The sequence below is a fragment of the Brevundimonas sp. DW-iso22 genome, assembly GCF_058725425.1.
The window spans coordinates 716598-734943 of sequence record NZ_JBZXEB010000002.1 but is presented as its reverse complement, the minus strand read 5'-3'; the positions used below and the strand labels follow the sequence as shown (position 1 = coordinate 734943).

The window sequence follows — 18346 nt, the reverse complement described above, 5'->3', positions numbered from 1 at the left end:
CGCCGCCCGCCTTCGGAAACGAGGGCGGGCGGTGTCGTTTGGCGCGGGTGGTCAAAAGCCACCGGCCTCGCTATTCCCGGCAGTTAGTCAAAGAGGGATTTCCCATGCGCGTCGCCATGATCGGCACAGGCTATGTCGGCCTGGTCTCCGGGGCCTGTTTCGCCGATTTCGGCCATGAGGTGACCTGCGTCGACAAGGACGTCTCCAAGATCGAGCGGCTGAAGGCAGGCGAGATCCCCATCTTCGAGCCGGGCCTGGACGATCTGGTCGCCTCCAATGTGCGGGGTGGCCGCCTGTCGTTTGCCCTCGATGGAGCCGACGCCATTCGCGCTGCAGACGCCGTTTTCATCGCGGTCGGCACGCCGTCGCGCCGGGGGGACGGCCACGCCGACCTGTCCTATGTCTATGCCGCCGCCGAGGAAATCGCGGGCCTGATCGAGGGCTTCACGGTCGTTGTAACCAAGTCGACTGTCCCTGTCGGTACGGGTGACGAGATCGAACGGATCATCCGCGAACGCCGACCCGATGCGGACTTTGCCGTCGTGTCCAATCCCGAGTTTCTCCGGGAAGGCGCGGCGATCGAGGACTTCAAGCGGCCTGACCGGGTCGTGGTCGGCACCGAGGACGAGCGGGCCCAAGGCGTGATGCGCGAGCTGTACCGCCCGCTGAACCTGAATGAGACGCCGATCCTGTTCACGGGGCGGCGGACGTCGGAACTCACGAAATATGCGGCCAACGCCTTCCTGGCCATGAAGATCACCTTCATCAACGAGATGGCCGATCTGTGCGAGGCGGTGGGGGCGGATGTGCAGCAGGTTGCGCGAGGCATCGGCCTGGACAAGCGGATCGGCTCGAAATTCCTGCACGCGGGCCCGGGCTATGGCGGGTCGTGCTTTCCCAAGGACACCCTGGCCCTGGTGCGGACGGCGACGGATGCGGGCACGCCCGTACGGCTGATCGAGACGACCGTCAGCATCAACGACGATCGCAAAAAGGCGATGGCGGAGCGGGTCAGCAAGGCGCTGGACGGTGACCTGAGGGGGAAGACGGTCGCCCTGCTGGGCCTGACGTTCAAGCCGAACACGGACGACATGCGCGATGCCCCATCTCTGGATGTGGCCCCGGCCCTGATGGCGGCCGGCGCAACGGTTCAGGCCTTCGACCCCGAGGGCATGCACGAGGCCTCAAAGATGCTGGACGGGGTGGTGTTCAGAGACGGCCCCTATGACGCGGTCGAAGGGGCCGACGCCGTGGTCATCCTGACCGAGTGGGATCAGTTCCGCGCGCTGGACCTTGACCGGGTCAAGCTGCTGCTGAAGCAGCCGGTCATGGTCGATCTGAGGAACGTTTATCGCCCTGACGACATGCGGGCTCGCGGCTTCCGCTATTCGTCCATCGGGCGGGCATAGAAAAGGCGGCCCCTGCAAAGGAGCCGCCTTCATCTTTTCGGCTGGTGCCGGATCAGCCGCGGAACGGGCGGATCAGGATTTCAACCCGGCGGTTCTGGGCCTTGCCGGATTCCGTGGCGTTGGAAGCAACCGGCTCGCTCTCGCCGCGACCGTCGACATAGAAGCGGTCGGCCAGCACTCCGCGATCGACCAGATAGCGAGCAACCGACGAAGCGCGCTGACGCGAGAGGTTCAGGTTGTAGTCGTCGGCTCCGTCGGAATCGGCATGGCCGACGATGTCGATGGTCGACTGGTCATAGCGCTGCAAGACACCCGCTACGTCATCCAGGGTCGCGTAGAAGCTGGAGTTCACGGTCGACTGGTTGGAAGCAAAGGTCACGTCTGACGGCATGCGCAGGACAAGGTTGTCGCCCTGGCGCGCCACTCCGACGCCGGAACCGGATAGTTCGGCCTCCAGCGCGCGTTGCTGGCGATCCATGTACTGGCCGACGGCCGCGCCGCCCAAGGCACCGATACCGGCCCCGATCAGGGCGTTCTTGCGGCCCTCTTCGGAGTTCGAGGTATTGGTCAGATAACCCAGCAGAGCCCCGCCCAAGGCACCGGCGATGGCTCCGGTGCCAGTGTTGTTGCGCGTCGGGGTGGAGCTGTAGGGATCGGTGGTGGTGCAGGCGGCGGTGGCCATGAGAGCCGACATGGCGACGGCAGAAATGAGAAGTTTGGCGCGCATAGAGATTGTCCTTTCAAGGAGACGATTGGCGCTGGAACGCGATCCGTACAGTGAAGGTTCCAGCCTGTACCGCCCATGAACGCGCCATGTGGGCGTTTGGTCACGCCGCCCCGACTTTGCCAATCGAAGGGTTCAGGGCGTAAGGACATCGCAGCCCTGATCCAGAAGGTTTCCGCCGTGACGACACCGACCGACCAAAGTTCCGCCTCCACCCCTGAAGCACGCGGTATCGAGCCGGTTTCGATGACCCTGTACGATACTGACTTTCAGGCGTTCTCAGACAAGCTGGGCGGATCGTTCAAACGCTATGGCTTTGCGGTGATCGCGGACCACGGTCTGGACGAGGCTGTGATCGAGGCGGCCATCGACGATGCCAAGGCCTTCTTCGCCCTGCCCGAAGAGATCAAGCGTCAGTACCATCAGCCGGGAACCGGCGGTGCACGCGGTCTGACCCCGTTCGGCGTCGAGGCGGCCAAGGGGGCGGCAGCGGTCGATCTGAAGGAATTCTGGCACGTCGGGCGCGAACTGCCTGAGGGCCATCCCTATCGTCAGTATATGCGTGACAACGTCTGGCCGACCGAGGTCGAGGGTTTCCGCGAGCATCTGTACGGGATGTTCACGGCCATGGATCAACTGGGGGCCAGGATCCTGAAGGCCATCGCCCGCTATATGGACCTGGGCGACGACTTCTTTGCCGACAAGGTCCAGTTGGGCAACTCCATCCTGCGCATGCTGCACTATCCGCCGGTCCCGGCCGGGGCGTCGGGCGTGCGGGCCGGGGCGCATGAGGACATCAATGTCATCACCCTACTGCTTGGAGCCGAGGAGGCAGGTCTGCAACTGAAGGATGCCGACGGCCAATGGCTGGACATCGCGCCGCCGCCGGGTGCGCTGGTGGTCAACATCGGCGACATGCTGCAACGGCTGACCAACCACGTCCTGCCGTCGACCAGCCATCGGGTGATCAACCCCGCGCCGGAGCGGGCCAGCTATGCCCGCTATTCGACGCCCTTTTTCCTGCACTTCAACCCGGACTTCGTGATCGAAAGCCTGCCCTCGACCGTGACGCCTGGCAATCCGGACCGCTACGCCGGCAAAGCCATCATGGCCGAGGATTTCCTGATGGAACGGCTGAAGGAAATCCGGCTGATCTGACAGCGTAAGCCGGGACGAAGGCATCGTCCCGGCCTGCTGGTCATCAGCGGGAGATGCGCAGTTGGCTGATACTGCGCCCGATCGCACCGAAGGCATCCTGCAGTGAACTTCCGTTCTGCGGCAGGTAGACGTGGCTGGGGTCCGTTGCGCACTGCTGCATGACTTCCCTTGCGGTGTCGACGCCTGCGCCGCCGGTGCCGGTGCCGATATCGAAGCCCACGGTGTAGATGATGATGTTGCGGCTCTTCATCGCGGTGCACATCGTTACGGCCTGGGCGAAGGGATTGCCGTTGGTCGCTGCACAGTTGATGTGCTGGGTCGTCGAGCCGCTCCCCGAGACCGCCCCCGACACGACACCGTTGCAATAGGGCGTATTGAACTCGCCATCGGTCATGAGGATCACAACCTTCAACAGCTTGCCATCGGTCGAATAGGGGTCGGGGCGGTTGGCCGATGGGAAGATGGAGCCGAAGGTCGGCGAAACCATGTACCAGCCCCAGCCTACGCCAATCTGGCCGGCCGTAGAGCCGGCGGCGGCATAGCCGTCAATCTGGCTTTTCAGGGTATTGCGGTTGTCCGTCAGCGGCTGGATGGTCGAAGCTAGGCAGGGATTGTCCGTCGAGGCATAAGCCCTGCCTACAAGGGCGGAGGCGGCAGAAACATCCGTATAGGCCTGCGCTCCGACGCGTTCGCTGACACACGACCGCTCGGTGTTGGGATCGACGATCGGGCGAATGCGCCAGTGGTTGTTGGACTGGTTCTGGAACAGGAAGAAGTCGCAGCCCTGTTCCAGACACTGCACCGTGCCGCCCGAACTGTAGTTTGAGACGTTGGCCCCGAGCCGACCGTTCAGCGAAAAGCTGTTGGGCGAAAGCCGGGTCACGGTCGTGAACAGATTGGTCTGGGCCGTCGTGCTGGTCCGGCCGTCGTCCAGATTGTTGTTGATCTGGGTCATGCCGTTGACGCCGCGAATGCTGACGTCGTCACCGGACTCCAGACCATGAGCGTTCGACGTCACCACGACCTCGCAGGTCGATATCTGGCATTTGCGGAACGAGCCGCTATTGGCGTTGTAGGTCTTGGTGCCGGTGGTGTTGACCGGCGTCCACGTGCCGGAGTTTTCCAGAGTGAAGGTGTCCGTAGTCACCGAGGCCACCCGGTAGGCCTTGTTATTGAGCAGGGTTGTCAGGTTGGTGCCGGACGTACTGGACTGTGTTACGCCGCTGACCCAGACGAAGTCGCCGTTGGACAGGCCGTGTCCGTTGGCGGTGATGACGCCGGGGCTGGCCTTGCTGACGTTCCCGATGGTCTTGGCGGACCAGCCGCTGCTCATCCACGAGGCTCCGCTGATGGACGTTGGGCCCACCGGAGTTCCTCGAACGAGATCGATATAGTCTGGTCCCGGGTTCACGCCCATCGAGTAAGGCACCAGGGCCATGCGTGTGCGATTGATCGACTGCTGGTCCTGAACCACCAGATCGACCAGATCCTTGGCGGCGGTTTTCAGATCTCTCAGGCGGTTGCCCGACATGGAGCCGGTGACATCAAGCACCAGAGACACCTCGATGTCCTTGGTCGCGCGGTTGACTTCGGAATGGACGCCGACAGGCAGTTCGTCGTCCAGAAACTTGCCATAGGGCGGCAGGACGATGTTGGCGACCAGGGTCTGGACGTTGACGCGTGCGTCGGCGACCACGACCTCTTCATTGACCAGAACGAAGGTGGTCTCGCTCTCGATCAGGCTGACCGTAGGATAGGCCGCCAGATTGGCCTTCAGCGCATCCATGCCTACGCGCTGAATATCGGCGGCGGCCGTATAGGGCGATCGCGCGGCAGCCAGGGTGGCGGCGTCCAATGCATCCTGCAGACCGACCTTGGCGGTGGAGACGCGGTTAATGTCGATGCCGCCGACCACGACCATAACGAGGGCTGGCAAGGCCAGGCCAAAGAGCATGGCAACATTGCCCCGCGCATCGTTCGCAACATCGCGCAGGAGAGCGGTAATGGCGTGGCCCGCCCGCAGGATCTGGCGCTGGATCGGCATGGTCGTCTCTTCGTCAATCGCAGGCGCGGCTGGCCCATGAATCGCCGAAAGGTCGCCCAAACGGGTTAAGAATGGTGCCTACGGCATAGGTTAACGAACGGCGGTCATCGACCGCTCAGTCGAGGACGCAACTGGCCAGACCGTCGTTGCGGACCGTTCCCATGGCGGCCTGGATGCGCGAGGCGCGGCGGCGGACATAGGGGCCGGGGGCCGCCGCCTGATACCGGCGCGGGGAGGGCAGGATGGCCGCCAGGCGAGCAGCCTCGCGGTTGGTCAGGGCGTCGGCATCCTTGTCGAACCAGTGCCGGGCCGCAGCCTGGGCTCCATAGACGCCCGGAGCCCATTCCGCGACGTTCAGATAGACCTCCATGATGCGCCGCTTGCCCCACAGGGTCTCGATCATCAGCGTATAGCCCGCCTCCAGCCCCTTCCGGATCCAGTCGCGGCCGGGCCAGAGGAAAACGTTCTTGGCGGTCTGCTGGCTGATGGTCGAGCCGCCACGGAAGCGGTCGCGGCCGCGGGCTTCGTTGCGGGCATTGTCCCGCAGGGCCTTCTCGATGGCTTCCATGTCGAAGCCGTAGTGACCGCAGAAGCCGGCGTCCTCCGAGGCGATAACGGCCTGAACCAGATTGGGCGAGATGTCGTCCAGCGAGCGCCAGCGGTAGTCGAGGCCCGAGCCCGAGACCGCGCGCGAACTCATCAGGAAGGTCATGGGGGGCGGGACGACGCGCAGCAGGGCCACGCTGAGGACGCCGAGCAGAGCCAGCAGACCGAGAGCGGTCAGGACCGGTCGTCGCCTGCGAGGGATATCGGATGCCGCCATAAGGGGAGGGTGGCGCGGGAAGGCGTGGCGAGCAAGCCCGCTCGGATGGACGGTCCGGGCTAGAGCGCGACAACCCCGGCATTGCCGTCCTCATCGGCCCAGGCGATGCGGCCTGCGTCGCGGCTCATGGCCAGGGCCACGACAGGGCTGCCCTTTTCGGTCTTGAGGAAGTTCAGCCCCTGGCCGGCGGGATCGGCCAGCCAGACGCGGCCATCGTTAAGGCCGGCGGCAAGAAGCCCATGTTCTGGACGCGAGGCGACCTGGGTGACCAGGCTGCCCTCGTCATAGCCGATCTCGGTGGCTTCGCGCCCCATCGGACCATTGGCCCCGATGAAGGGCCAAAGGACGGCCCCCTGGGCACCCGATGTGGCCATCAGGCTACCTTTGGACAGGAAGCTGACGCTGCGGACCTTGGAGGGATAGCCACCCATGCGCAGGTCCTTGGCATCCTTCAGCCGCCAGCCGTGCAACTGGCTGTCCTGCATGGCGGTGATGACGAAAGCTCCGTCCGGGGAGAAGGTCACCGAGGTGTGCGACCCGGCCCATTTCAGAACCGTCGGTTTCTGGTCCGCAATCCGGGCGTACCACAGACAGGCCCCGCCATAGGTGGAGGTGGCGATGCGTCGGCCCTTCGGATCGAAGGCCAGGCCCGACAATGTGCGGTCATGCACGAAGTCGCGACGGAAGCCGGCATCTTTCGCGTCGATGACGGTCAGGGTCTTTCCCGCCGAGAAGGCGATCAGGCCGGTGTCGGGCGCGCAATCGATGGCATCGACCCACTGTCCGTTTGCCGCATTGGCCAGCAACCCCGCCTCGCCTCGCCGATGCCAGACGACCCGTCCGTCGTCGCCGCCGGTGACGATGCCGTCGCCGGAGGGATGGACCGCAGCGCACAGGATGGCCCCGTCATGGGCGGCGTTGAACTCTCCGCTGTCGAAGCGGACCGAGCCATCGCCCAGGGCGAAGACCGCGCCGGTGGCGTCAAACAGGGCGGCGGTAACCTGGGCATCGAAGGTGGTTGTCATGGACGCGATCTAGAGGACGTGCGGGGCCGCTGGCTAGCCCCGCAAACTACCAGGCGATCTCGCGGCCGCTGTAGTCGATGAAGCGGTGGGCGTCGACGCCATGATGGGCGGCCAGCTGGTCGGCGATGCCGGTCACGCTGGTAGCCACGTCGATGTCGGCCCCGGCACCGCCCATGTCGGTCTTCACCCAGCCGGGGTGGATCGACAGGACCGTAACGCCAACGTCCTTGGCGGCGCTCAGCCACAAGGAACGCGCGAAGCTATTCTGGGCGGTCTTGGAGGCGCGGTAGACCTCCATGGAACCACTCTCGTTCTCAGCGATCGAGCCCATGGCACTGGACATGAAGGCTAGTATGCCGGTCTTGGGACGGACATGACCGAGCAGGGCGTGGGCCAGGCGGACGGGGCCAAAGACATTGGCCTGCATGATCTGGTTCAGTTCGTTGGCCGAGGCGGTGACGACGCTGCTCGGTCCGGAGATGCCGGCATTGATGAAGACCACATCGAGGTCGGCGGGCAGATCCTTGGCCAGCCGGGCGATGTCGTCATCAGACGTCACGTCCAGATGATGCAGGGTCAGCCGCTCGGCACCGGGCAGGGCCTTCAGATCCGCCTCGTCCGCCGCCTTGCGGACTGTGGCGATGACATCGAAGCCGCGCTTCAGATGTTCAGCGACGAGGCCGAGGCCGAGGCCACGCGATGCGCCGACGATCAGTATGGTTTTCATGTTTGCATCCTTGCTCATGCTGCGCAGCTTTCGAAACCGGCCTTCAGGGCGACCTCGTCCAGATCGCGGCCGATGAAGACGGCGCGGGACCAGCGGCGCTCGCTGGGGCCCCACTCGCGTTGCAGGTCGCCCTCCAAGATCATGTGCACGGCCTGGAAGACCAGCCGACGGTCCTCGCCCTGAACATCGATAATGCCCTTGGCGCGCAGGATGTTCTGACCCTGCGTGCCCAGCAGCTGGTCCAGCCAGGCGGTGAACTTCGCGCCGTCCAGCGGGCGGTCCAGCGACAGGGAGATGCCCTTGATGTCGTCCTGGTGGGCGTGGCCCCTGGCTCCGGACGTCTGGCCGCCAGAAGCATGGGTGTGCCCGTGCCCGTGATCGTGGGCGTGGTCATGCCCGTGGTGCTCGTGGTCGTGATGTCCATGATCGTGGTTATGGCCGCAGTGCTCGTCGTGGACGTGGCCGTCCTCGCCGTGCGCCGGATTGGCGAACTGGGGATTGATGTCGAGGATACGCTCCAGATCGAACCCGCCGAGGCCCAGCACCTGGTCCAGCGGCACATTGGCGCGTTCGGCGCGGGTGATGGGGGCGAGCGGGTTCAGCGCGCGCAGCCGCGCCTCGACCGCGACCAGCTCGTCCTCGGAGGCGAGGTCGACCTTGTTGAGGATGATGCGGTCGGCGAAGGCGACCTGTTCGCGGGCTTCCTTGGAATCGTCCAGCCGGGCCATGACGTGTTTGGCGTCGACAAGGGCGGTGACGCTGTCCAGTTGGGTCTTGGCCTTGACGTCCTCGTCGACGAAGAAGGTCTGGGCCACCGGGCCGGGGTCGGCCAGGCCGGTGGTTTCGACGATAATGGCGTCGAAGGCCGGCTTGCCGGGACGCTGGCGCTTCATCAGGCCGGCGACCACGCGGATCAGGTCGCCGCGCACGGTGCAGCAGACGCAGCCGTTGTTCATCTCGAACACATCCTCGTCGGCACCGACGACCAGGTCGTTATCGATGCCGATCTCGCCGAACTCGTTGACGATGACGGCGTACCGCTTGCCGTGGTCCTCGGTCAGGATCCGGTTCAGCAGGGTGGTCTTGCCCGCGCCGAGATAGCCGGTGAGGACGGTGACGGGGATCTTGTTGAGCGTGGTGTCGGTCATGGGCCGCTAGATGGAGGCTGGGCGGCCGGATGGGAAGGGGTCAGCAGTCGGGGCAGTCGGGAAGAGCGCCGGTCTCCAGTTGCAGGGTCGTGTGGCCGATGGAGAATCGGGAGCGGGCCAGGGCCTGCGCTTCGCACAACAGGGCTTCGGCATCCGTACGATCGTGGACCAGATGGGCGGTCAGGGCCGTCTCGGTGGTGGACAGGCCCCAGACGTGCAGGTCGTGCACGGCGGTGACACCCGGCAGGGCCAGAAACCCGCCGCGGATGGCGGCGACGTCCACGCCGCGCGGGGCGGCGTCCAGGGCCAGATTGACGCTGTCCTTGAGCAGGCCCCAGGTCCCCAGCAAAATCAGGACGACGATGACGATGCTGACCAGGGGGTCCAGGATGGCCCAGTTGGTGACCAGCATGACCGCCCCGACCAGAACGACGCCCAGAGAGACGGCAGCGTCGGCCATCATGTGCAGATAGGCCCCGCGTACGTTCAGATCCTTGTGCTGGTCCTTCATGAACAGCAGGGCCGTGCCGAGGTTGATGAAGAAGCCGATGCCCGCCACCACCATGACGGTGGTCGAGCCGACAGGGGCCGGATCGTTCAGGCGACGCACGGCCTCGAAGGCGATGGCCCCGCAGGCGAAGATGAGCAGCAGGGCGTTGAACAGGGCGGCCAGCACGGTGGCCTTGCCGAAGCCATAGGTGCGGTGGCTGGCCGATGCGCGACGGGCCAGCCAGGCGGCACCGCCGGCCATGGCCAGGCCCAGGACGTCCGACAGGTTATGGCCCGCGTCGGCCATCAGGGCGGTGGACTGGCTGATCACCCCGGCCCCGAACTCCACCGCCACGAACGCCAGATTGACCAGAAGACCGACGGCATATCGCCAGTCGCCGGTATTCACAGGGCCGTGGTGATGTCCGCCGATGCCATGGGAATGGCCGTGACCATGATCGTGGCCGTGAGAATGCCCGTGCCCGTGCGCGTCGTCATGCCCGTGGTCATGATCGTGATCGTGCGGATGAGCGTGGTCGTGGGCCATCACGCCTCTCTAGACCTAGTGATGATGGCTCGCCACCAGGACGCCGATCAGGATCAGCGACAGGCCCAGAGCTGCGCCTTCATAGCGGGCCCAACGTTCCAGCCGCAGGACGGAATAACCTGCACGAGCGAGGGCTGTGAAAGCTGCCATCCCCGCCACCGTGCCGATGGCGAAGACCACCGTCAGCGCCGCCAGAATCGCGAACCCCTGTGTGGCCTGTGACAGATAGAAGGGCAGCAGCACCTCGCCGGGCGATATGGCAAGGGTCGCGACCAGGCCGATGAAGGCGGCGCGGTGCGATACCGAGGGCTCGGCTATGTCCATCGGGGGGCCTCCCGCCAGAACGGGACGTCTCACCACGGCGCGCACAAGGTAGAAGGTGCCGAAGGCGAACAGAAGGCCAGCTGAAATCCAGGGCAGCACGCCGGCGATCCAGCGGTCCAGTGCCAGACCTGCCATCACGATCAGACTGCCGACCACGGCGGTGGTGACGATATGGGCCAGGCCGGCGGTGACGACGGCGCTCATGACCTGCGCAAGGCTCCAGCGCTGGGCGCGGCCGACCAGCACGAACGGCAGCCAGTGCGTCGGCAGGGCCGCATGCAGGAAGGCGGTCGCCAGCCCGGCCCCAAGGACGGACAGCAGGATCGGTTGCTGGAGATCGGACGGCGTCATCGCGCCCTTCCTATCGTGTTACTTTATAATAGTCGAGAGGGTGCGGCAGAATTTGTGGGTGCAGGTGCACGGTGTCGGTAATCACTGACTTTCCCGGCGTTCGGCGTTGACTCGAAGGGCGCGTTCCGTATATGTCGCCGCTCTTCGCCCGAGGGGTCTCCTTCGGGCGCTATCTTTTTTGCGTTTACGCTGAGGCTCCAACATGTACGCGGTGATCAAGACCGGCGGAAAACAGTACCGGGTTCAACCGGGCGACGTCATCGTTGTCGAGAAGCTCGATGGCGAGGCTGGCGCTTCGGTATCACTGGGCGACGTCCTGATGCTGGGTGGCGACAAGGGTATCACCCTGGGCGCGCCGCTGATCGCGGGTGCCGCAGTCGCCGCGACCCTGGTCGAAACCCGCAAGGGTGAGAAGATCAAGATCTTCAAGAAGACCCGTCGTCAGGGCTATCGCCGTACCAACGGCCATCGTCAGATGGAATCGGTCCTGCGCATCACCGGCATCGACGGTGCCGGCGAGAACGCCAAATGGGACGGCGAGACCTCGCTGATGACCAAGGCCGAGATGAACCTGCGTGCTCGCGGTCTGGCCCCGCGTACGGAAGAGACCGAAGTCGAGGCCAAGCCTACCAAGAAGGCCGCTGCCCCCAAGGCCGAGGCCGCCGCGACCGAAGACAAGCCTGCTGCCAAGAAGGCCCCGGCCAAGAAAGCCGCCGCCCCCAAGGCCAAGGCCGCCGAAACCGACGAAGCGTAAGAACAGTTTCGCGCACACGCTGACCTCGCGGTCGCTGGCGCACTAGAGAAAGACGGAGCAGACCTATGGCTCACAAGAAATCCGGTGGTTCGTCGCGTAACGGTCGCGACTCCGAGTCGAAACGCCTTGGCGTGAAGAAGTTCGGCGGCGAGCGCGTGCTGGCCGGCAATATCATTGTGCGTCAGCGCGGCACCCAGTTCCACCCGGGTGACAACGTCGGCCTGGGCCGCGACCACACCCTGTTCGCCACCGCCCACGGTGCCGTGAAATTCACGAAGAAAGCCAACGGCCGTTGTTACGTGTCGATTCTCCCGGCCAACGACGACCAACAGGCGATGGCCGCCGAGTAACGCGAGACTGGATCACACCGGATCGCGTTGCTCACCACAGCAGCCGATCCGGACCAGGGAAGTTTTCCGCGGGGAGTCTGGATCACCAGGCTCCCCGTTTGCGTTCCCCGCCTCGAGCCGCCCGAGCCCTCCAAAGGGGGCGGCATGATCGAAGGCGACGCCGATGTGCGTGATCGAAACCACCCCCGTTCTGGAGACGCGGCGGCTGACGCTGCGTAGTCCGAACCCGCAGGACGTCGGCCGTCTGGCCTCCCTGGCCAATGACCCGGACATCGCGCGGATGACCCTGCGCATGCCGCACCCCTATTCCAGCGCCGATGCCGAGGATTTCATCCTGGCCGTCACCGGGCAGGACCCGAAGCGGGCCGCGACGTTTCTGATCGAGCACGAGACCCACGGCCCGGTGGGCGTCATCGGCCTGTTCGAGGATCAGGATCCGGCCCCCGAGGTCGGCTACTGGATCGGGCGCCCGTTTTGGGGCCGCGGCTATGCGACAGAGGCGCTGGATGGTGCCCTGGTCTGGGCATCGAAGCACTGGAAGCGGCGCGCCCTTATGGCCGGACATTTCGCTGACAATGCCGCCTCCGGGCGAGTGCTGGAGAAGGCTGGGTTTCTCTACACCGGCGAGGTCCGCAAGGGCTTCAGCCTGGCCCGCGGTGCGGTCACCGACACGCGCAGGATGGTCTGGCTGGCCTGAGGCTATGGTCCTCAGGCCAGCCTGCTGTCACGCCTGAGGACGCAAATCGGGCGGCGTTGCTTCTTCGGTCAACATCCGGATGGCCTCCTCGACGCTGACCACGGTCTGGGCCTGCGAGCCCAGGCGGCGGATGGCGACCTGGCCCTGTTCGGCCTCCTGACGACCGACGACGGCGATGACCGGCACCTTGCCGACCGAGTGCTCGCGCACCTTGTAGCCGACCTTCTCGTTGCGCAGATCGGTCTCGACACGCAGGCCCGAAGCCCGGAACTTCGCCGCCACCTCTTCGGCATAGCCGTCGGCGTCGGAGGTGATGGTCGCCACCACGGCCTGCACGGGCGAAAGCCACAGCGGGAAGGCCCCGGCGTAGTTCTCGATCATGATGCCGATGAAGCGCTCGAACGACCCCAGGATTGCCCGGTGCAGCATGACCGGACGGTGCTTCTGGCCGTCTTCGGCGATGTAGGTGGCGTTCAGCCGCTCCGGCAGGACATAGTCCAGCTGGATGGTGCCGCAGGTCCATTCGCGGCCGATGGCGTCCTTGACGATGAAGTCCAGCTTGGGTGCATAGAAGGCGCCGTCGCCCTCGGTCACGACCGGCTCGGTCCCGGCGGCGCGGGCAGCCTCGGCCATCAGGGCCTCGGCCTTGTCCCAGAACTCGTCCGAACCGGCGCGGTTCTCGGGCCGGGTGCCCAGGCTGATGTAGGCGGTTTCCATGCCCAGGTCGGCGTGGACGCTGCGGGCCAGTTTGATGAACTCGGCCGTCTCCTCGACGATCTGGTCCTCACGGCAGAAGATGTGGGCGTCGTCCTGGGTGAAGCCGCGCACGCGCATCAGGCCGTGCAGCGAGCCCGATGGCTCATAGCGGTGGCAGGCGCCGAACTCGGCCATGCGCAGCGGCAGTTCGCGATACGACCGCTGGCCCTGGTCGAAGATCTGCACGTGGCCCGGGCAGTTCATGGGCTTGAGGGAAAGCTCCTCGCCCTCGACCGTCTCGCAGACGAACATATTGGGCCGGTACTTGTCCCAGTGGCCGCTCTGTTCCCAGAATTTGCGGTCCAGAACCTGGGGCGTCTTGACCTCGACATAGCCGGCGGCGTCCAGGCGGCGGCGCATATAAGCCTCCAGCACCCGCCACAGGACCCAGCCCTTGGGGTGCCAGAAGACCATGCCCCGGCCCTCTTCCTGCATGTGGAAGAGCTCCATCGCCTTGCCGACCTTGCGGTGGTCGCGCTTCTCGGCCTCTTCCAGCCGCTGCAGATAGGCGTCCAGGTCCTCCTTGGTCGCCCAGGCGGTGCCATAGATGCGCTGCAGCTGCTCGCGGTTGCTGTCGCCCCGCCAGTAGGCCCCGGCCAGCTTGGTCAGCTTGAAGGCCTTGCCGACATGGCGGGTGGAGGGGAAGTGCGGTCCCCGGCACAGGTCGATCCAGTCGCCCTGACGATACAGGGTGATGGTCTCGGTGCCCGGCAGGTCGCGGATCAGCTCGGCCTTGAACTTCTCGCCCCGCGCCTCGAAGAACAGGATGGCCTCGTCGCGGTCCCAGACCTCGCGCTCGAACCTGGCGTCGCGATCAACGATCCGGCCCATCTCCTTTTCGATGGCGGCGAAGTCGTCGGTCGAGAAGGGCGTCTCGCGGTAGAAGTCATAGTAGAAGCCGTCGTCGATGGCCGGGCCGATGGTGACCTGGGTTCCGGGAAACAGCTTCTGGACCGCCTCGGCCAGCACGTGCGCCGTGTCGTGCCGGATGGTGTACAGCGCCGCAGGGTCGTCGCGCATGATCAGGCGGAACGACCCGCCCGTTTCCAGCACACGATCCATGTCGCGCTGCTCGCCGTTCAGCTCGGCCAGCACGGCCTTCTTGGCCAGCGAGGGCGAGATGGACATGGCCACGTCGCGGGCGGTCGATCCGGCCGGATATTCGCGGGCGGCACCGTCGGGGAATTTCAGTTCGATCATCGCTTCAGTCTTTTAAGGGCGGCACCGGGTCATAGCCCGATGATCCGAAGGGGTGGCATTTGCAAAGGCGTCTGACCGTCAGCCATCCCCCCTTGACCGGTCCGTGCTGGATCAGCGCGTCGCGGCCATAGTCGGAACAGGTCGGCATGAACCGGCACTGTTGCCCGATCAGGGGAGACAGCGTCAGCTTGTAGCCCCGGTGGGCCGCGCGGACGCCGCGTTCGTAGAGGGTTTCGCCGAGAGCCATGTTGCGCCGCTTATCCCGCGTCGCGGCGGGCGGGGCAACCGGGCGTGAGGCCAGACGTGACCGGCGTCGGACCCTCAGGCCGCGCCGGCGAGGCTAGTTCGGGTCGAGACTCTCTGGGCTGCCTGGCGGGCGGCCTCCAGCGTCGCCTCGACGGCGACCAGTGTCGAGGCGTGGCGAGCGGGGTAGTCTGCGACCTGTTGCAGGGCACGCAGCCCTTCGAAGCGACCGGTCGGACCCTCACCGCCGGACTTCAGCATGGCGACCATGGCGTCGCGGGCGGTCTGGATCTCGTCGATGCTGGCCCCGATGATGCTCTCGCCCAGGACGCCCGCTGCCGCCTGACCCAGGGCACAGGCCTTGATGTCCTGGGCGAAGTCGACGACGCGGTCAGTGTCGTCCAGAATGACATCGACAATGGCGCGCGAGCCACAGAGCCTGGCGACCTTCTCGCCGGTGCCGAAACGCACATCAGGGGAGGGCTCAGGCAGCCGTCCACTGTGCGGGAGGTTCGCCGCCAGCGTCAGTATCCGCGTGCTGTAGAGCGCGTCGATCATGGCTGCGATATAGGCGTTCGTGGAGGGAGCGGGAACCCTGCCGAGGGGCTACCGACGTATTCGCCCCCCCGCTCAAGGACTTCGCGCGCTATATTTGAGCCGTCTTCGACGTTCGGCGCGACTGAGACCGGGTTCGTGGCGGGCGGGTAAAGCGGACGGTGCGGGCGTGGATTTTTTTGAGTGCACTGTGTGCACTTCGCGCGTCAGAAACGGGTTTTCGGCTTGAATTCGGCGCAGGGCGGCAGCGGCCTGAGCCTCGCCGTCGCGAGCGTTTCGAGGGGGCGGGCGTCGTCGGTCGGTTCTGTCAGCGTCGCGGGCGCGGCCTTCGGTCCGCTCGGTCTCCAGAAGCATGGCGTGGATTCGCAGCCAGCGCACGGCCTCTATCGAGCGCCCGGTGTCGAGTGCCTGGGCCACGCGTCGCCACGCCTTGTCCAGCATGTGTTCGCGCGGGGTGTCGGGATGGAGGGGGCCGGTCATGGCTGCAGGGTGACATGCACCTGCGTCAGAAACGGTCGCAGGTCGTGCTGCTCTTTATGAGGACGGTGGTCGTGCGGCGACCGGGTGGGTTCGAAAGGGCCGGAGCTCTCTGATACGCACCCCACCCTGTCGTCGCTTTGCGCCGAAATCCCTCCCCACGAAGGGGAGGGAGAATACTTAGCCGCCCTGTAGCGAGCCCCAGGTGCGCGAGGCATCGGTGGTCGCGCCGCCCGAGCGGGCCCTTAGCCAGGCCAGATTACGGTCGGCGGCCTCTGGCGGTAGGTCGCGGCGCAGCATCTGCTCCGCCTCGGCCATGTGGCCGTTCAGCCCAAGGACCAGGGCCAGGTTCAGCCGGACCTTCAGCGAGGCTCCGGGCTGGGCGACCGCGCGGCGCAGCAGGGGCTCGGCCGAAAGGGTGTCGCCCCGGGTCATGGAGGCCACGGCCATATTGGTCAGGACATCCGGATTGTCCGGCGACAGGGCCAGGGCCTGGGCCCAGGCGGCGCGGGCGTCGTCGGGGCGGCGCACCTGCTCATAGGCGGCACCCAGCAGGGACCATGACCGCCAGTCGTTAGGGCGTGTGTCGCGCGCCCTTTCCAGATCGGCGATGCCATAGAAGGCCTGGCCCCGGGCGATGTGGGCGCGGCCGGATTCCAGCATGGCGTCGACATTGGCCGGCTGGACCAGCAGCACCTGCTGGGCCATTTCGGCGGCCTGATCGAAACGCCCGAGCTCGCGCAGGGCCTGGGCCGCCTTGACCCCGGCGTCGGGGTCCATCGGGTTGATCTCGGCCTGGTCGGACCAGAAAATCTGGCGGCTCAAGGCATCGGAACGGTCGTAAGCTGCACGTTCCTGGGCGGTCGCCGGCTGGCGGCTGGTCGCGGGCGTAGCGGCGGCAGGAGCCTGCTGGGCCCAGGCGGTTCCGGACAGCGCCATCAGGATGGCTGCGACGGGCGCGGCGGTTGCGATGCGGGCGAGGTTGGGCGACATGGAGGACGCTCCGTTGAAGGTCGAGCTTTTAGACTCGGCGGTTCGCGTCAACTCTTGGTTAAGATCGGTCCTCCGGGCCGGAAAGGCCGCCGAATGTCCGTGCTGCATCCCGATGTCCTGACCCATGAGACGCAAGGGTCGCTTCCGGTCCGTCTGGTCGGTCGTGGCGAGACGCTGTCGGGCCCCGAAGCGGCGTGGGCCAAGGCGCACGACTTCACCGGCAAGGCCGGGCAACTGCTGATGCTGCCGGCCACAGACGGGGCCTTGGCCGGGGCGCTGTTCGGAACGGGTGACCGCTTCGATCCGGCGTCCGTACGGGGGCTGGCGGCGCGGCTGCCGGCCGGGCTGTGGCGTCTGGACGGCGTTGCCGACGATCAGGCAGCACGGGCGGCTCAGTCGTTCGCCTTGGGGACCTATCGGTTCGATCGCTACAAGGCCCGGGCCGCATCGGGGGGCCGGCTGTCGGTGCCCGCTTCCGTCGATGTCGAGGCTTTGTCGCGCATTGCCTCGGCCTGTGCCCTGGCGCGCGAGATGATCGACACCCCGGCCGCCGACATGGGGCCGCTTCAGATCGAGACCATCGCGCGGGAAATCGCGGAAGCCCACGGGGCCACGTTCACGGCCACGACCGGCGACGACTTGCTGGAAGAGAACTACCCGGCGGTCCATGCCGTGGGCCGGGCCGCGACGACAGAGCGGGCTCCGCGCGTGATCGAGATCGGCTGGAATCTCGATCGAACCGACCTGCCGCTGGTCGCTCTGGTCGGCAAGGGCGTCGTGTTCGACACGGGCGGGCTGGACATCAAGTCCGCCGCCGGCATGCGCAATATGAAGAAGGACATGGGTGGATCGGCGCATGCCCTCGCCCTGGGGCGGCTGGTCATGCAGGCGGGTCTGGCGGTGCGACTGGTGGTGCTGGTCGCCGCTGTCGAGAATGCGGTGTCGGCCGATGCCTTCCGTCCCGGTGACATTCTGAACAGCCGAAAGGGCCTGACCATAGAGATCGGCAATACGGACGCGGAGGGGCGGCTGGTCCTGGCCGATATTCTGACCCGCGCCTCGGAGCATTCACCGGATCTGACGCTGGATTTCGCCACCCTGACCGGCGCGGCGCGCATCGCCCTGGGGCCAGAACTGCCCCCGCTCTACACGGACGACGAGGCCCTGGCAGCGGATGTGCTGGCTGCGGCCCGTGCTGTCGGCGACCCGATGTGGCGGATGCCGCTGTGGCCCGGCTATATCGCGGCGCTCGACACCGAGATCGCCGACGTCAAGAACGACAGTTCGGCCTGGGCTCAGGCCGGTTCGGTGACCGCGGCCCTGTTCCTCCAGAAGTTTGCACCCACCACCGGAGCGTGGGCGCATATGGATATCTTCGCCTGGAACCCCCGCGCCCGCCCCGGCTGGCCCGAAGGTGGAGAGGCGCAGGCGATGCGGGCGTGCTTCGAGATGCTGTCGCGGCGGTACCCCGGATAAAAGCAATCGCCGCATTCCGGCCTTGATCCGTTAACGGCCTTTTCGCCTTCATGCTTCAGGATAGCTGTTCAACGGA

General features: G+C 65.9%; 19 protein-coding genes. 6 read left to right on the top strand and 13 right to left on the bottom strand.

Annotation, left to right across the window (positions count from 1 at the left end):
- The first annotated feature begins 104 nt into the window (after positions 1-104).
- Positions 105-1409 (top strand): UDP-glucose dehydrogenase family protein, encoded by a 1305-nt coding sequence (locus AC4PRM_RS03615; protein ID WP_487921590.1) that lies wholly within the window; start codon positions 105-107, stop codon positions 1407-1409.
- A 52-nt stretch (positions 1410-1461) separates the two neighbouring features.
- Here the strand turns inward: AC4PRM_RS03615 and AC4PRM_RS03610 are convergent, their stop codons facing one another.
- Complete coding sequence (locus tag AC4PRM_RS03610; protein ID WP_492038812.1) at positions 1462-2136, bottom strand: YiaD family glycine zipper/OmpA-like lipoprotein; 675 nt, start codon at positions 2134-2136, stop codon at positions 1462-1464.
- 243 nt (positions 2137-2379) lie between these two features.
- On the opposite strand from AC4PRM_RS03610, the gene AC4PRM_RS03605 reads away from it, so the two are divergent.
- Positions 2380-3291, top strand: a complete 912-nt coding sequence (locus AC4PRM_RS03605) for an isopenicillin N synthase family dioxygenase (protein ID WP_492038824.1) — start codon at positions 2380-2382, stop codon at positions 3289-3291.
- A gap of 43 nt (positions 3292-3334) precedes the next feature.
- Here AC4PRM_RS03605 and AC4PRM_RS03600 read toward each other — a convergent pair whose 3' ends face one another.
- The 7 genes from AC4PRM_RS03600 to AC4PRM_RS03570 all read right to left on the bottom strand — a co-directional run bounded on the left by AC4PRM_RS03600 (position 3335) and on the right by AC4PRM_RS03570 (position 10769).
- Positions 3335-5335 carry a ubiquitin-activating E1 FCCH domain-containing protein gene (locus AC4PRM_RS03600; RefSeq protein ID WP_492038811.1) on the bottom strand — a complete coding sequence of 667 codons (2001 nt, stop codon included), beginning with the start codon at positions 5333-5335 and terminating at the stop codon, positions 3335-3337.
- Positions 5336-5450: 115 nt separating this feature from the next.
- A complete protein-coding gene (gene mtgA, locus AC4PRM_RS03595) occupies positions 5451-6158 on the bottom strand; it encodes a monofunctional biosynthetic peptidoglycan transglycosylase (RefSeq protein WP_492038810.1) in 708 nt (235 codons plus the stop codon).
- Positions 6159-6217: 59 nt separating this feature from the next.
- The gene (locus AC4PRM_RS03590) at positions 6218-7183 is read right to left on the bottom strand and encodes a WD40 repeat domain-containing protein (protein WP_492038809.1); all 966 of its coding nucleotides are present in this window, start codon (positions 7181-7183) and stop codon (positions 6218-6220) included.
- Positions 7184-7229: 46 nt separating this feature from the next.
- Entirely contained in the window at positions 7230-7910 is a 681-nt protein-coding gene (locus AC4PRM_RS03585) for an SDR family NAD(P)-dependent oxidoreductase (protein WP_492038808.1), read from the bottom strand.
- A gap of 14 nt (positions 7911-7924) precedes the next feature.
- Positions 7925-9058: a CobW family GTP-binding protein gene (locus tag AC4PRM_RS03580; protein WP_492038807.1), complete on the bottom strand. Its 1134-nt coding sequence runs from the start codon at positions 9056-9058 to the stop codon at positions 7925-7927.
- 40 nt (positions 9059-9098) lie between these two features.
- Positions 9099-9956 (bottom strand): cation diffusion facilitator family transporter, encoded by an 858-nt coding sequence (locus AC4PRM_RS03575; RefSeq protein WP_492038806.1) that lies wholly within the window; start codon positions 9954-9956, stop codon positions 9099-9101.
- Positions 9957-10109: 153 nt separating this feature from the next.
- Positions 10110-10769 carry a hypothetical protein gene (locus AC4PRM_RS03570; RefSeq protein WP_492038805.1) on the bottom strand — a complete coding sequence of 220 codons (660 nt, stop codon included), beginning with the start codon at positions 10767-10769 and terminating at the stop codon, positions 10110-10112.
- Positions 10770-10971: 202 nt separating this feature from the next.
- Here AC4PRM_RS03570 and rplU point away from each other — a divergent pair, with 202 nt between their 5' ends.
- From rplU to AC4PRM_RS03555, 3 genes are all read left to right on the top strand, one after another.
- Positions 10972-11523 (top strand): 50S ribosomal protein L21, encoded by a 552-nt coding sequence (gene rplU / locus AC4PRM_RS03565; protein WP_492038804.1) that lies wholly within the window; start codon positions 10972-10974, stop codon positions 11521-11523.
- Between the two features lie 65 nt (positions 11524-11588).
- Positions 11589-11873: a 50S ribosomal protein L27 gene (gene rpmA, locus AC4PRM_RS03560; RefSeq protein WP_373256204.1), complete on the top strand. Its 285-nt coding sequence runs from the start codon at positions 11589-11591 to the stop codon at positions 11871-11873.
- A 163-nt stretch (positions 11874-12036) separates the two neighbouring features.
- Complete coding sequence (locus tag AC4PRM_RS03555) at positions 12037-12570, top strand: GNAT family N-acetyltransferase (protein ID WP_492038803.1); 534 nt, start codon at positions 12037-12039, stop codon at positions 12568-12570.
- Between the two features lie 27 nt (positions 12571-12597).
- Here AC4PRM_RS03555 and thrS read toward each other — a convergent pair whose 3' ends face one another.
- The 5 genes from thrS to AC4PRM_RS03530 form a co-directional block, all read right to left on the bottom strand.
- Positions 12598-14526 (bottom strand): threonine--tRNA ligase, encoded by a 1929-nt coding sequence (thrS, locus tag AC4PRM_RS03550; protein ID WP_492038802.1) that lies wholly within the window; start codon positions 14524-14526, stop codon positions 12598-12600.
- Positions 14527-14530: 4 nt separating this feature from the next.
- The gene (gene yidD / locus AC4PRM_RS03545) at positions 14531-14773 is read right to left on the bottom strand and encodes a membrane protein insertion efficiency factor YidD (protein ID WP_492038801.1); all 243 of its coding nucleotides are present in this window, start codon (positions 14771-14773) and stop codon (positions 14531-14533) included.
- 74 nt (positions 14774-14847) lie between these two features.
- Positions 14848-15327 (bottom strand): iron-sulfur cluster assembly scaffold protein, encoded by a 480-nt coding sequence (locus tag AC4PRM_RS03540; protein WP_492038800.1) that lies wholly within the window; start codon positions 15325-15327, stop codon positions 14848-14850.
- Between the two features lie 72 nt (positions 15328-15399).
- Positions 15400-15804, bottom strand: a complete 405-nt coding sequence (locus AC4PRM_RS03535) for a hypothetical protein (RefSeq protein WP_492038799.1) — start codon at positions 15802-15804, stop codon at positions 15400-15402.
- 177 nt (positions 15805-15981) lie between these two features.
- Complete coding sequence (locus AC4PRM_RS03530; protein WP_492038798.1) at positions 15982-16794, bottom strand: tetratricopeptide repeat protein; 813 nt, start codon at positions 16792-16794, stop codon at positions 15982-15984.
- Between the two features lie 93 nt (positions 16795-16887).
- On the opposite strand from AC4PRM_RS03530, the gene AC4PRM_RS03525 reads away from it, so the two are divergent.
- Positions 16888-18270 carry a leucyl aminopeptidase family protein gene (locus tag AC4PRM_RS03525; RefSeq protein ID WP_492038797.1) on the top strand — a complete coding sequence of 461 codons (1383 nt, stop codon included), beginning with the start codon at positions 16888-16890 and terminating at the stop codon, positions 18268-18270.
- Positions 18271-18346: the final 76 nt, after the last annotated feature.